At 47.4% G+C, this 13,830-nt stretch carries 12 protein-coding genes and 1 pseudogene; 5 read left to right on the forward strand and 8 right to left on the reverse strand.

What is annotated here, in order from left to right; genetic code table 11:
* Nucleotides 1–442, forward strand: a 442-nt coding sequence (locus ACE1CM_RS22200; RefSeq protein WP_374880442.1) for a zinc ribbon domain-containing protein, incomplete at its 5' end; no start/stop codon positions are given.
* Nucleotides 443–502: 60 nt separating this feature from the next.
* Here the strand turns inward: ACE1CM_RS22200 and ACE1CM_RS22205 are convergent.
* Nucleotides 503–607, reverse strand: a complete 105-nt coding sequence (locus tag ACE1CM_RS22205) for a helix-turn-helix domain-containing protein (RefSeq protein ID WP_374880444.1) — start codon at nt 605–607, stop codon at nt 503–505.
* Between the two features lie 351 nt (nt 608–958).
* Here ACE1CM_RS22205 and ACE1CM_RS22210 point away from each other — a divergent pair, with 351 nt between their 5' ends.
* The 4 genes from ACE1CM_RS22210 to psb29 all read left to right on the forward strand — a co-directional run bounded on the left by ACE1CM_RS22210 (nt 959) and on the right by psb29 (nt 6,058).
* Nucleotides 959–1,903 carry an RtcB family protein gene (locus ACE1CM_RS22210; protein ID WP_374880446.1) on the forward strand — a complete coding sequence of 315 codons (945 nt, stop codon included), beginning with the start codon at nt 959–961 and terminating at the stop codon, nt 1,901–1,903.
* Nucleotides 1,904–2,104: 201 nt separating this feature from the next.
* Nucleotides 2,105–4,054: an RtcB family protein gene (locus ACE1CM_RS22215; protein WP_374880447.1), complete on the forward strand. Its 1,950-nt coding sequence runs from the start codon at nt 2,105–2,107 to the stop codon at nt 4,052–4,054.
* A gap of 132 nt (nt 4,055–4,186) precedes the next feature.
* Nucleotides 4,187–4,378 carry a hypothetical protein gene (locus ACE1CM_RS22220; RefSeq protein ID WP_374880449.1) on the forward strand — a complete coding sequence of 64 codons (192 nt, stop codon included), beginning with the start codon at nt 4,187–4,189 and terminating at the stop codon, nt 4,376–4,378.
* Nucleotides 4,379–5,329: 951 nt separating this feature from the next.
* Nucleotides 5,330–6,058: a photosystem II biogenesis protein Psp29 gene (gene psb29 / locus ACE1CM_RS22225; protein ID WP_374880451.1), complete on the forward strand. Its 729-nt coding sequence runs from the start codon at nt 5,330–5,332 to the stop codon at nt 6,056–6,058.
* 167 nt (nt 6,059–6,225) lie between these two features.
* Here the strand turns inward: psb29 and ACE1CM_RS22230 are convergent, their stop codons facing one another.
* The 7 genes and pseudogenes from ACE1CM_RS22230 to ACE1CM_RS22260 all read right to left on the reverse strand — a co-directional run bounded on the left by ACE1CM_RS22230 (nt 6,226) and on the right by ACE1CM_RS22260 (nt 13,574).
* Nucleotides 6,226–8,355: a hypothetical protein gene (locus ACE1CM_RS22230; protein WP_374880453.1), complete on the reverse strand. Its 2,130-nt coding sequence runs from the start codon at nt 8,353–8,355 to the stop codon at nt 6,226–6,228.
* A gap of 441 nt (nt 8,356–8,796) precedes the next feature.
* Nucleotides 8,797–9,426 (reverse strand): annotated as a pseudogene (locus ACE1CM_RS22235) (HEAT repeat domain-containing protein); the annotation flags it as partial.
* 97 nt (nt 9,427–9,523) lie between these two features.
* Complete coding sequence (locus ACE1CM_RS22240) at nt 9,524–10,363, reverse strand: HEAT repeat domain-containing protein (RefSeq protein ID WP_374880455.1); 840 nt, start codon at nt 10,361–10,363, stop codon at nt 9,524–9,526.
* A gap of 116 nt (nt 10,364–10,479) precedes the next feature.
* Entirely contained in the window at nt 10,480–11,331 is an 852-nt protein-coding gene (locus ACE1CM_RS22245) for a phycobilisome rod-core linker polypeptide (RefSeq protein ID WP_374880457.1), read from the reverse strand.
* Between the two features lie 167 nt (nt 11,332–11,498).
* Entirely contained in the window at nt 11,499–12,311 is an 813-nt protein-coding gene (locus ACE1CM_RS22250) for a phycobilisome rod-core linker polypeptide (RefSeq protein WP_374880459.1), read from the reverse strand.
* 146 nt (nt 12,312–12,457) lie between these two features.
* Nucleotides 12,458–12,946 carry a phycocyanin subunit alpha gene (gene cpcA, locus ACE1CM_RS22255; protein ID WP_374880461.1) on the reverse strand — a complete coding sequence of 163 codons (489 nt, stop codon included), beginning with the start codon at nt 12,944–12,946 and terminating at the stop codon, nt 12,458–12,460.
* A gap of 109 nt (nt 12,947–13,055) precedes the next feature.
* Nucleotides 13,056–13,574: a phycocyanin subunit beta gene (locus tag ACE1CM_RS22260; RefSeq protein WP_374880463.1), complete on the reverse strand. Its 519-nt coding sequence runs from the start codon at nt 13,572–13,574 to the stop codon at nt 13,056–13,058.
* Between the last annotated feature and the right edge of the window lie 256 nt (nt 13,575–13,830).

The following is a 13,830-nucleotide window of genomic DNA, read 5'->3' on the forward strand; positions in this document are numbered from 1 at the left end:
GTGGAAACAAGCAGTTTGTCTGGGAAAAGTCAATAATCAACATTTTGTTTCTATTCCCCACAAGCGGTTTGTGGATATGCTGGTGTACAAGTGCCATTTAGCTGGACTATCGGTGTTACTTATCGAAGAAAGTTATACATCCGTTGCTAGTTTTATCGATGGTGATGCGATTCCCACGATGGGAGAAGTTCGTTGTGCGCCTGTTTTCAGTGGTAAACGGATTTACCGAGGTTTGTACAGAAGCTTGGGTGGCGTCACTTTGAATGCGGATGTCAATGGCAGTGTGAATATTTTAGTTAAAGCATTCCCCGACGCCTTCGGGATAGGGGATAAGAGCTGCTATGTTCAGCCCAGGCGGGTCACACCGCTCAAAGTCAATAACGTTGCGGGAAATCTGCAATGGTTTCCGGGCTGGTTTAATATTTGCCTATATTTTGACTAACTATTCCCGATTGATCGAACATCTGTCCACCAAACACTTACGCGAACCCGTCCAGTCTTTCTACTCTCCCAGCGCTCGGTTATAAACTTGGCGCGAGGTTTCGAGCCATTCGAGCATCTGTGCCGATTGGTAAAAGTCTGGATAAATGCGGTAAGTGTAGTTCATTGTCAACATTCCTCTATTCTACCATATATAAAATGTTGTGGTAGAACCTTGCTAGACAAGTCGTTTGGTTGTTTTGCCGGTATTGATCGGACGCAACAACCTCGCTATTCATCCCCATCCGACGGGAGCGGTGGGGAATTCTGCGAAATTCGTTAATCAATTTTCCTCATCAATGCATTCCCAGCTTTACAATCTGGAATTGCTTTTGTAATACTTGTAGTATAAAATTGATTGCAGCGTCACTACTGTGATAGAAAACGAACGGTTATGCCCTACGAAAAGTTAAACATTTCAACGCCAGCCCCGGTATTGTCTTGGGCAAACCACGCCCTTGGCTCAGAAGAAACCAAAATGGCAAAGAACGTAGCATCCTTGCCATTTGTGTTCAAACACGTGGCGTTGATGCCAGATGTTCACTTAGGAAAAGGTGCATTAGTGGGTTCTGTAATTGCCACGAAAGATGCAATTATTCCGGCTGCTGTGGGTGTGGATATCGGTTGTTTTGTTGGAGAAACTTTAGTTCCTCTAGTTGATGGTAAATCTTATCGGATTCGAGAATTGGCTGGAGGTTATGAGGAGTTTATTGTTTACGCTTGTACTCCAACAGGAAGAATCGTAGTTGCTAAAGCAACCGCGAAGTTGACCCGAAAAAATGCGCCATTAGTCAAAGTGATTTTGGATAACGATGAGGAAATCATCTGTACGCCAGAACATCAATTTATGCGGCGCGATGGCAGTTATGAATCAGCGCAAAACTTGCAACCAGGGACATCTTTGATGCCATTTTATTCTCAAGTGGATAAAGATGGTTATACATTAATTCAGCAACCAGATTCAGGTGAGTGGGAGAGAGCGGAGTTGCTATGCGAACGCTCCCAAATACAGCATAAAATTACCGAATATAACCATCTGGCACATGACAACCACAAAGTAGTAAACGTTATTCCTCTGGAAGAAAAACAAGACGTATACTGCCTAACAGTGCCGGGATACCACAACTTCGCGCTGAAAGCTGGTGTCTTCGTTCACAATTGCGGCATGATGGCGATTAAAACCCCATTTAAGGCCGCTCAATTGGAAGGGAAGCTGAAGAAAATCCGCCTCGATATTGAAGCAGCAATTCCCACTGGCTTCACCGAAAATAAGGAGGTAGAAAAAACAGTTACAAACTGGCAAAATTGGCGCGATTTCAAGGAATTGCATCCAGGGGTGCAAGACTTGCAAGGTAAAGCCATGAAACAAATGGGTTCTCTCGGCGGGGGTAAAAGATTGCCCCTTACTGTAGTAATACAGTAATCAAAACTCGTCCAAATCGGTGAAAGCTGAGATGCTAATACCGAGGGAAGCGGTAAAACGCCCCGTAGAGAGCAGAGGGACTTGGGCATCCTAATTAATTAGGATGAAGGTGTGCTCCGAACTATACCGAACTCCGAAGGTATAGAACCAAGCAGAAATGACTTGGTCGATTGCACAAAAAGCTAAGCAATCAGTAACAAATTGAATCACTTCATTGAAGTTTGCCTCGATACAGAGGACGCTGTTTGGCTCATGCTACACTCTGGTTCGCGTAACATTGGAAATATGTTAGCGCAGTGCCATATCAATACGGCTAAGGAATTAGCGAAAATGGCTGACAATCGCTTGCCAGATCCAGATTTAGCATACTTTATTGCCGGAACGCCTGAATTTCGAGCCTATTGGCACGATTTACAATGGGCGCAAAATTACGCTCGTTCTAATCGGGATGTAATGATGGAACGCTTTGTGCGAATAATCGAAAAGCATCTCGCAGGTGGGAAGAAAACTAAGCCTTTAATCTCGGTGAATTGCCATCACAATTATGCGGAAAAAGAAGTACATTTCGGGGAAGAAGTGTACGTTACTCGCAAAGGTGCAGTGAGGGCGCAAACTGAAGATTACGGCATTATTCCCGGTTCGATGGGGGCAAAATCTTACATCGTCAAAGGGAAAGGTTGCGAAGAAAGCTACTGTTCTTGTTTTGCGGCTGGAACCAAAGTGTTAACTGAGTTCGGTTTGATGAACGTAGAAGATGTATTTAATTCATCCGAATCGATCAAGTTAATTTCTTACAACCAAGAACTGAAGAAATTTGAGGCCAAGAGCATTTTAGATAAAAGCGAACGACTCGCGATCGCTAACAAGTATTCTTTGTCTCAAACTCGACGCAGGTTAGAAAATACAATCGTTTGCACGCCCGAACATCCTTTTGCTACCTACGAGAAAGGTGTTCTTTCTTATCATCCCATTGAAGATATCGCTTTGTCCTCTGGAGGTGCAATTGTACCAACTCGCGTTAATATGCCCTCTAACTTAACTGTAGAGGAACAAGACATTAATCTCTACTACTTACTGGGCATTATTTTATCAGATGGGACAATCCACGTAAAAGAGCGAAAAATTGCCCCGGAACTTGATAACAGACCTCGCGGTGGTAAATACTCTAATATGTACATTCGTATTTACCAGTCAATTATAGGATGGAAGCAACCTTTTATGCAGTATGTGGAGGAACTGCTGAAATCTTACACAGCACAGGTTTCTGTCAGATTTCAAGAACCAAGGACTTGTAATTTGAAAGGACGCTTGATAACTGGCTTGGGATTGGTTGAATTGACTGTCAACGATCCATTGTTTGTAGAAAATATATTGCAAATTTTGCCAGGATTACCCAATATTTTAATGGGAAATCCAATTTTAGCGCTTTATTTCCTTGCTGGCTACTTGGATGGTGATGGCACTTACAACAAACGTACTGTGTCTATCAGTGTCGGCAAAAAGAAAATGTTTTCCCCTCTGATTTGTGCTTTACTGTCTCTGGGAGTTGCTTACAAAGTTTATCGCAATCGGGATAACTATGCTATAGAATTTCGCGACAATGCAGTTTTGAGTAAGTTACGATCTATTTGCAAAAGACTTGCGATCGCTGAGCCATCGGATCGGCTTTACTCGGATAAGCTGGTGTTAGCAAAATCAATGGCTGGTGGTTTATTGAGATGCGACAATCTCACTACTATGGCAAAGTGCGGCAAGATGGTAGCTGTTTCCAATTTCAAGGAGCAATTTATAGACCTTAGTTTGGCGATGAATCGAGTGTTTAAGGTTGACGTTGATTGGGAATTACCCGTTTACAATTTTACAGTTGAAGACAATAATAATTATATTGTCTTTACCGATTACTATACTCCCATACTCGTACACAACTGCGCCCACGGGTCAGGGCGTTTGATGTCTCGCGCCCGGGCAAAAAATGTCTATACTCTTGACGATTTGATCGAGCAAACTAAAGGTGTAGAATGCCGCAAAGATCCGGGGGTTCTCGATGAAATTCCCGGTGCTTATAAGCCGATAGACGAGGTGATGAAAAATCAATCGGATTTAGTCGAAGTTGAAGCAACTTTGAAGCAGGTTGTTTGTGTAAAAGGATGAATTTTGGGTGGGCAATGCCCACCTTTTTTATAGGTATGATCAATTGCAATCCTGAAAACTACCGCAGTGCCAGAGAAAAAATGGTTGAAACAATGTTTGTTGCGTGCAAAGGGGAAGCAATAGTCGGTTTTTATGCATTATAAGAACGGCACAATCGAATTGGCTGAGATAGCAAAAGGCATATCTGAAAGTCGGGTCATTGTGACATTTTTGGAAGTTAAGCCAACCCGACAAACCGGACAGATGATTTATTTTGGCATGTTGAGTGGAACATATATTAATTCCGGTTCCATCGGAATGATTGGCTTTCTTGGTAATTGGTAATTGGTAATTGGTAATTGGTAATTGCCCCTGCAGGTCGTAATTCCTTAGCAACGGTCAACGATATTACGCAAGGGCGTTGCCACAAACCCGGTTTCGACCGTCGATCTCTAGTTCCCTTTCCCAACGATTTTTCGTAGAAACCGGGAACTTGCGCGTACGGCTGGCCTCGAGCAAAAAACTCAAGCTGCCCGATCGGGGTCTATCCGCCAGCAGCTTAAATTGGCGCTGATTCGTCTGGCGCGATCGCGTTGCCAAGCTGGTGAAACTGCTATTTAAGCAGTTAGTGCAAGAGTTCTCAGGACTTACGCAAACACCAAAGTTTCTATGAAAAATCGTTGATTTGGTTGGGAGAGATCTACAAAGAAACTTTGGTGATGGCAAGGTCGTGGGTAAGTCCTGAGTTCTGTAGGGGGGCGCACCGTCAGCAGAGGAAATCGCGGTTGACTCTAACGGCGTACCGCTATGGCTCAATGGCAAGCAATTGGCAGCGAGAATCGCCAGATCGCATAGTTGGGTTGGTAAAGCCAAAAAAGACAGGAATTACGCAAAAAAACAAAGGTGATACGCAAAATCGTCCGTGATTAGTCGCGAGATTGACGCATCACCTTTGTTTTTGGCCCCGCGTGCCTAAGTCCTGAAAGATTTAGGCGACGGCTTTGTTGATGCGATCGCGCAACTCGATCCAGACGGCTACCGCTGTTCGGGGCAAGAGGGGAAGTTTTATTCGGCGCTCAACGGCTCAAGATCGCTTGCAGTCTATAATTGAGGCGATTTTGGCAAAATTCGCGGCATGGGGGTAAATCATGACATTGAAGTTGAGAATTTTACCTGATCGGCAAAAGCGAGAGGAACATCCCCCAAGTCAAGGCGATCTTGTCTCAAACCGAATCGCCTTGGCAAAGGGACTGTTAAACGCGACAATAAAAATTAAACGATTATAAAATTGTCTCCGTGAATAACGTCCGCACTGTCTCAGATACCAAGCGAGCTTTCTACAGCCTTCACACTCGTCCGATTAATTCGATCTACCGGCGGGTGGTAGAGGAATTAATGGTAGAGATGCACTTGCTCTCGGTTAATGTTGACTTTCAGTACGACCCAATCTACGCGCTGGGTGTAGTGACGACATTTGAGCGCTTCATGCAAGGCTATCGACCAGAAGCGGATAAAGATGCGATGTTTGATGCCCTGTGTCAGGCTGTGGGGTACCAACCGCAACAATATCGCCAGGATGCGAAACGGCTTCTTGAGATGGCTTCACGTCAATGGGGGGCTGATATAATTGCCGGGTTGAGCCAATCGGCTGCTTTAGGAGATGGCGACTTAGAGAAACATTTCCAAGCGATCGCCAGCAATCCTAAATTTAAATACAGCCGCTTGTTTGCCGTTGGCTTGTACACTCTGCTAGAACAAGCCGACCCCGATCTGCTCAAAGATACCAAGCTGCTGAATGAGGCGATCAACAAAATAGGTAAGGGGTTGCACCTGCCAGCAGATAAAATGCAAAAAGACCTCGAGCTTTACCGCAGCAATTTAGACAAAATGGCCCAGGCGCGTCTGCTGATGGAAGATATGCTCAAAGCCGAGCGCAAAAAACGCGAGCAACGTGCCGCTGATAAAGGTGTGGTAGTTGCACCTCCTGGAGGGCAAAAAGAACCAACCGATGCAGCGGGGAGTTAAACCGGAGATCCCCCCAACCCCCCTTAACAAGGGGGGCTTTTAATTTTTTTGGTAAAAACAGCCTGCTAGGGGTCGTTAAACGAAAAATACCTTATGTGCTAGATCCCCGACAACTTTTGCCAAGTCGGGGATATGAGTGTTTATGTTTATTGATACCCACCTGATTGCTAGAACAGGTAGACTGCACCAGCACTGGTAAAACCGCCCACCATTTCAGCAGAAACTCCAATGACTGCATGATTATCGAGTGCTGCCAGCGAGGAGCCAAAAAAGTCATAGGCTCTGTAATTAAATACAAAACTTTGCGGATTTGAAGGTTGGAAAGTTTTCAGCAGAGAACCAGTGGTACTATCAAACAGATAGACAGCTCCAACAGGAGAGTTGCCACCCCCATTGTCATAAGGCGCTCCAATCAGGACATTATTACCGACTGCCGCTACTTTGGCTCCAAAGAATTCACCCTGTTCTGGAGTTGGATTTGGGAAAGTTTGCACTAGATTTCCGGTTACGCTGTCGAATAGGTATGCGGCGCCAGATGAGATCGCACCCCGATCTTCTCCAGGCGCTCCAATTAAAACCCGATCGCCCACTGCTACTGCTGAAAAGCCGAAGGTGCCGGGATCTGGATTGGGGCTGTGGAAAGTTCGCAGAAGATTTCCCGTCACGCTGTCGAACAGGTATGCAGCTCCAGCGCTAGGAGCGTTTGTGTTGTCCCTTGGCGCTCCCATCAAGATGTTATTCCCCACCGCTGCTACTGAGTAACCGAACTGGTCAAATTCTTCTGGAGTGGGGTTTTGGAAAGTCCGCAGCAGATTCCCGTTGCTGCCATCGAACAGGTATGCGGCTCCAACGTTCCTTGCACCCACATCTTCGTAAGGCGCTCCAATCAAGATGTTGTTACCGACTACCGCTACCGAGTTGATGAAGCGGTTAAATTGAAAACTCCACAGCAGGTTTCCCCCATTGCTGTCGAATAGGTACAAGGCATTCGTTGTTCCAATTAAGACATTATTGCCAACTGCCGCTACTTGTGAGCCAAACAGAGCTTGTTCTGGATTGGGGTTTTGGAAAGTCCGCAACAGAGTTCCCGTAGTGCCGTCAAACAGATAGGCTACCCCAGCATTATTCAAGCGATTCAAACCATTGGTGTCCTCACCAGGCACCCCTACGAGCAGGTTATTGCCGATAGTTGCCACCGATGTGCCGAAGCGATCGTAGCCTGGGCGCGGCATTAAACTTCTATCGACAACGTCAAAGCCTTGTGGATTGGGGTTGCGGAAAATCCTTAAAACACGGCGTTCTGATCCGCCAAACTTGACATAGTGTTCAAAACCCGAACTTATCCGTCCCTGCTCAACTGCCTGTTTGACATCGGGGTTAAATTCCAGATACCCTGCCTCAGAAAAACCAGCAAAAGGCGATCGCTTCTCAGACAACCCAAACAGGGTAAAGTGTTGCACAGCCTGCCGGTAGTTCAGTCCAGCTTGCACTAAATCTGGGTAAGTTTTCAGGTAGTAGCGAGCATTGAAAAATTCTGAAGCGGAACGTCCTTCATCTAAGCCGTAAATTGTGTAGTGTTGCAGCAGTTGTCTGTTATTGAAGTTTAAGGCGGCTAAATCTGGGTTAACTCCTCGATAGTAGTTGGGTTGAAATGTTGCAGACAGGCGACGTCCTTCGTCGATACCATAGGTTTGCAAATGCTCGAAACTGCGTTGGCGATCGCTCCCAAAAGCCTGCAACAGATCCGGGTTATCCCCCAGATAAAAGTCTAAATCTACTACTGGGGAAAACCGACGCCCTTCGCCTAGACCAAACCTTTGCAGATGCTCAAAAGCTTTTGCGCGATCGCCCTTCAACCTGGTATTTAAATCTGGGTTAGCCGCCAGATAAAAGTCTACATCCACCCAAGGCGAGAATTGCCGTCCTTCGGCTAGACCAAACTGTTGCAGATGCTCAAAAGCTTGGATGCGATCGCCCCTAAAAGCTCGCTCTAAATCTGGGTTAGCTGCCAGATAAAAGTCTAAATCTAGCCAAGGGGAGAACCTCCGTCCTTCTGCTAGCCCTGTCTTCTGTAGATGCTCGTAGAGTTGAAAATTTGTTTTCAGTCCTGCTGCGATTAAATCTGGGTTACTCTCGCGATAATATTTCAGGTCTACAAACGTTGAGAAAGCTCGCCCTTGGTAGATTCCAAAGTTCTTAAAATGGGCAAATAATTGCCTGTCTGTTTTCAGTCCGGCTGCCACCAAATCCGGATTGACGGCTCTGTAGTAAGCGGCGTCAAATAGATTGGCTTTCATAAGTTTTTTACCCTAAATCAAGTTTTGTATAGTCTTTTTTTTAGACAGCCGACTTACTACAAAAACCTGACTGGGGCTAATTTAATCTTAACTTCCTACCCCACTAACCTGTTGATATTCTTTAATGATTCTTGGGATAGAGTTACACTTTTCAATAAAAGCTATTTCATCCCAGACATGTTCGTTCTGGGATGAAATACGGCGCAATTAAGCTGATGTTTCAATTGTGCAGTGGAGCGCTTGACGCTAGGCGATCGCACTACAAATCGCCGCCGCCAACTCGCGAAACTTGCGCGGATCTCCCTCTTGCAGGGGTTCTTCCCGACGCTTGCGGGCATATAGCTTTTCTAAGGTTGCTTGCCAATCAAAGTCGAGCGCACACACCAGGTTGCTAACAGTTTCAGCAGGTTGACTTTCCAGTATCTCTGTGGTATAATCCCGAATTTCTTTCTGCGCCAGCCAAATCCGAGCGATGACAGCCAGATTGTCCTCTTCTTCTACGCGGCGATCGAAATGTGCCAGGATTTGCAGTGCGGAATCGATGTCGGAGAGGGTGAAAGACTTGGCTAATTCCTGCAACGCGGTTACTGCCGCATAGCGCACCACCCATTCCGGATCTTGGGACACTTGCCGCAGGGCTTCTAGCGCCCTCTCCTGGGCGGGTTGGACTTGCTCGCTGGGTAATTCTTCCCAACGCATTTTACCCAGTCCCCTGGCGGCTGCCCGTCGGACGCTGAGGGCAAAGTCATTTTTTGCCGCATCGAGCAACATTTCCAATCCCCGTGGATCGCCAATTCCGGCGAGTGCCCGAATTGCCCAAGCTCTGGCTCCGTAGTTGTAGCCATCCAACAGTTCGAGCAACGGCACTACCGCTGGTTCCCCGATCTGAATTAGCCCATCCACAGCGGCTACTGCTGCCCCTGGATTGTTGTAACCCAGTGCCGCAATCAGGGTGGGAATTGCTGCTGTTAGACAGGCGGCTGACAGTTGCTGGACAGCTTCTAATAATCGAGTTGAGGAATCAGCCTGTTCAACGGCACGGATGAGGACTTGGGCTTGGTTAACGGTCATAAATTTTGAATGATTTTAAATGTTGGGCGGCTAAAGGTTGAAGGTTCTAGCCGCCTGAATTTTTTAAGATCTTGTTCAAATTTTAAACCAGCCGGTGCTACAGCAGATCGTCCATTAACGCCATCACCCGGATAGCGCCCTCGGATAATCGATCGAAGGGAGAGCGATCTATTTGATGTTCTAAGAGTCCTTTGAGCGCAATCAATTTCAGGCTGTTTTCGGCGTGAGTTTGAGCGATCGCTTCCGCTGCTGGCAAATAGCCAATCGCTCCCAAATCCGTTAGCGCCGAACGACGCAGTTGCAGTTTATCGTTTGCCAATGCTTCGAGCAAGCGATCGCCATACAGGTTATCTTGCGTTAATTGATACAGCGCCCTTGCGGCTGAATACTGAACCAGTTCGGTTGGATGCTTCAAGAATGGCTCAATGCGCGAGAAAGCTTCTGCTGCTTCCAGCGCCCCCAAGGCTTCCAAGATCGCATCGTAGGGTTGTGCCAAGTGGGGACAGCCTGGAATTGGTTGTGCTGCTTCCAATCCCCCATCCAGCAGTTGCATTAATTTTGGCACGGCTGCACGATCGCCCAACATTCCCAACGACTGCGCCGCCGCTTCCCGCACGTAAAAATCTGTGCAATCCAAACATTCGATTAATGCTGGAACTGCGCGTGTATCTCCCAATTTACCCAGCGCCCTGGCAGAATTGCGCCGCAGTGGGTAGCCGCCATCGGGGGTAAGATCGCTTTCATCCGACAGAGTAGCAATTAAAGCATCGACGGCTTCCGGAGTGCGGACGCGAAATCGACCCAGCCACCAAGCAGCATAATACCGCTGACCCCGATCCGTGCCGGTTAAATTGGCGATCGCTGCAAGGATGGTTAAAGACTCACCGTTTGCCGATGCATCCGCTTCAAATGCTTCCAGATTTTCCAACTCAGACATTTTCTTCTCCGGGCAAGCTGCAAACACCTGAGGCAGAGCCTCCCTATCTCGTACCCTGGCAAGAGCCTGGGTACGAGGTAGGAGAGGCTCTGCCTCGCTTCATTAACTATTAAAGACTACAGCGGCGTGATGCTGGAAATCTTGCCACCTTCGCGCTGAACCCGTTGCATATAATCCGATAGCTGATCGTAGGGGATGACTACGGCTTTGTTGCTGCGGCGCACGCGCGGATATTGGGGCGTCAGCAGGGCAGTGACTTCTACCCGGTATAGACGGCGATCGCCATAGATAGCCGAACCACCAAAGGCGCTGTTGGGTGTGTTGCCCTTGGTAGAAGGACGATAGCCAAAGCCGGGGCTACCAGGTGCTAGCACGGGGGTTGCAGAATTCCGCCCTAACTCTGTAGCCAGGTGGGGAGCGTTACCCCCAAACTGAGCCCGATCGCTATTTGCATAGCCGCGATACAGCTGGAACATGCGGCTAAATCCTACCGTTTTTTGTCCGGTTTGGGTGTTGAATCCGCGATAATAGGGCACAATATTTTCCCCAAAGTTCACCTGATATTCGGGTGAATCAATGTAGGAATCAATATCTGCGTCGTAGCCCTTGTTTTGATACAAGTCCAAGTGGTAGGTGAATTCCGCCTCATCATAGGGTGCGCGACCCAACAAGTGCTTATAATTCAACTCAATCGTGCGAGTTTGGAAACTGTTGTAGAAAAACTTTTTCTTGTACAGTTCCGATTTTGCCACTTGCCGGACAAATTCTTGCACTGTAATCTTGCCGTTTGCCAGCAGCGATTCAATACTCTTGAGCCGATCCGCTGCCATTAAATGGTCGTTACCCAACAACTGACGATAGACAGATGCAATCACTTTCGGGGCATCTGCCAAACTACGCAGTTCCACGGGGGACTGATCGCTAAAAGCAGATGTTCCAAGCCGGGAGGCTTCTGCTGTGATAGCCATTGAAAAATCTCCTTATTAACAAACGAGTTATATCGCTTCCGTTTAATTAGTCATGGTCAATGCAACTATGACCAACTAAACGGAATCGATATTAGCGATCGCTATTTATTGTGCCTTGCATTTAAATAGCGTTCTAGCGCAACCGAACTATGACATTTGCCCGCAGCTTAAGACAGCGTGATGCTCATTACCTTGAAGCCCTTACGATTCAGTTGCTGCAACTTGCTAGACAGTTGCTCGAAGGGAACAATAACTTCGCTAGTCGCGCGTCGGAGTACTGCCGAGTTTGCCGAAGGTGGTTGCATTATTTGCAGTCTGTAAGTACTGCTGCCACGGCTACCACTCGAAACGCCAGTCAACGACCCGCTGGAAGCTGGGTAGATGGGTGACGCCAGATTCTGAACTACTTCCCGCGTCAGCTTTCCTTGATTTTGTTTTTGGGCGCGATCGCTATTGGAATATCCCCGGAACAGTTGGAACATGCGGCTAAAGCCGACATTTTTCTGACCAACTTGTGTTTGAAAGCCCCGATGGTAGGGGACTATATTTTCACCAAAATTCTGTTGATATTCGTCGCTGTCAAGGTAGGAATCAATATCTGCTTCAAACCCGCTCGCGTCCAAAATTTGACTGTGAGCCACCATTTCGCTATAGTCATTTGGAGCGCGACCAAGCAGATGTTTGAAGTTCAACTCAATCGTGCGGTAACGGTAGCAATTATCAACAAACCGCGACCGGTACAAATCCGATTTTGCTACTTGCCGTACAAACTCGCGCACTGAAATTTCGCCGCGCTTAAGTTGGGATTCCGGAACAGCGAGCCGCTCGCTTTCCATTACGTAGGAATTGCCCAATACTTGTCTATATACAGCGCGGATCGCCACCTCGACATCTTCTGAATTGAGTTCGGGGGTCAGTTCTATCCATGCTGACGTTTCGCTGGGTGCAATTCCCAGTCTTTCTCCCGCTAAAATCGCCATTTTTGCCTCTCCTTTTCAACTGCCCATCTGACAACGTTTCCAAGGCATTTAACGAACTTAGTCTTGAATAAAACTGCCCGGTAAGCTGAACAACTCTTCGCCAATCCAGCGCTTAGCTGCTCACCTTACCGGGCTAAGTAAGTTCTTTAGCTCAGAGCGTTGATCGCGTAGTCGATGTAGGAGTTTGCTTCTACAGCGGGATCGCCACTCAGACCGTGGTTAGCTTTAATGTGCTTGAGAGCTTCAACATACCAGCTGGGAGACAGTTCAAAGGTGCTGTTGATTTCTGCCAAACCGGAGATCAAATAATCATCCATTGGGCCTGTGCCGCCTACAACCAAGCAGTAGGTGACCATGCGGAGGTAGTAGCCGATGTCGCGGGCGCACTTCGCTTTACCAGTTGCGGTAGAAGCGTAGTTGGGTCCTTGCATCGAGGTGGTGTAGGGGAACTTTTGGTACACCGCATTGGCTGCACCGTCAGTCAAAGATTGAGCCTTGCTGGTCAGTGCTTTAGCAGCTTCCAAGCTAGCGCTAGCTTGGCGGAAACGACCAAAAGCAATTTGGAGTTCGGTGCTGCTTAAGAAACGACCTTGAGAATCGGCGGCTGAAACTGCTTCAGTGAGGGGGGTTTTCATTGATTTCGTATCTCCCTATTGTTTTACAAACTTTTAGTTCAAACAGAGTTTGCCATTTGTCTTTGGTCATTTGTACCTTTTATGACCCGCGACTAATGACGATTGTTGATTAAGCAACTGCTGAAGCAGCGCGATCGAAGTAGCTAGCAACTTCTGCCATCAGAGCGCTGCAATCGCCTCTGGTGATACCGTTGGGGTCACCCGCAATTGCTACTGCTGCATCTTTCATTTTTTGCACGCCTACTGCTACGGAAGCACCGGGGGTTCCCAATGCCAAGTAGGTTTCTTTCAAACCGTTCAAGCAACGATCGTCGAGTACGCTAGCATCTCCAGCGAAGATTGCATAGGTAACGTAGCGTAAGATGATTTCCATGTCGCGCAGGCAAGCAGCGTTCCGACGGCTGGTGTAAGCATTGCCACCAGGAGCGATCAGCTGGGGTTGTTCCGCGAACAGAGCGCGAGCTGCGTTAGCAACAATCGCCGAGGCATTGCTGGTGATGCGGTTTACAACATCCGCACGCTTGTTGCCATCTGCAACCATTGCGCTCAGGGCATCGAGTTGAGCGTTGCTCAGGTATTCGCCCCGTGCGTCAGCTTGAGAAACAACCTTAGCAAATGCATCTAGCATGATTTTTGATCTCCTAATTGGGTTGTTTGAGTTACGATCTGGTCTTACAACCGATTTGAGTTGTAAGTGATTTTTGCCTGCCTGGGCAGTTTTGAAAGGCTTACTTGTTTCAACATGTTACTGCTTTTGCAACATCCTGTAACCAATCTGAGAACACCTCAAACTGAGGTTCAGACGATCACAAGTCTCCCCGAGCCATCTTTGAGCTTAGCTTTGAGCTTGCGCGCATCCGTCTCTTTTGCCTTTCAACATTCTT

The organism is Microseira sp. BLCC-F43, assembly GCF_041929235.1.
In the GTDB taxonomy this organism is placed as follows: Bacteria; Cyanobacteriota; Cyanobacteriia; order Cyanobacteriales; family Aerosakkonemataceae; genus Microseira.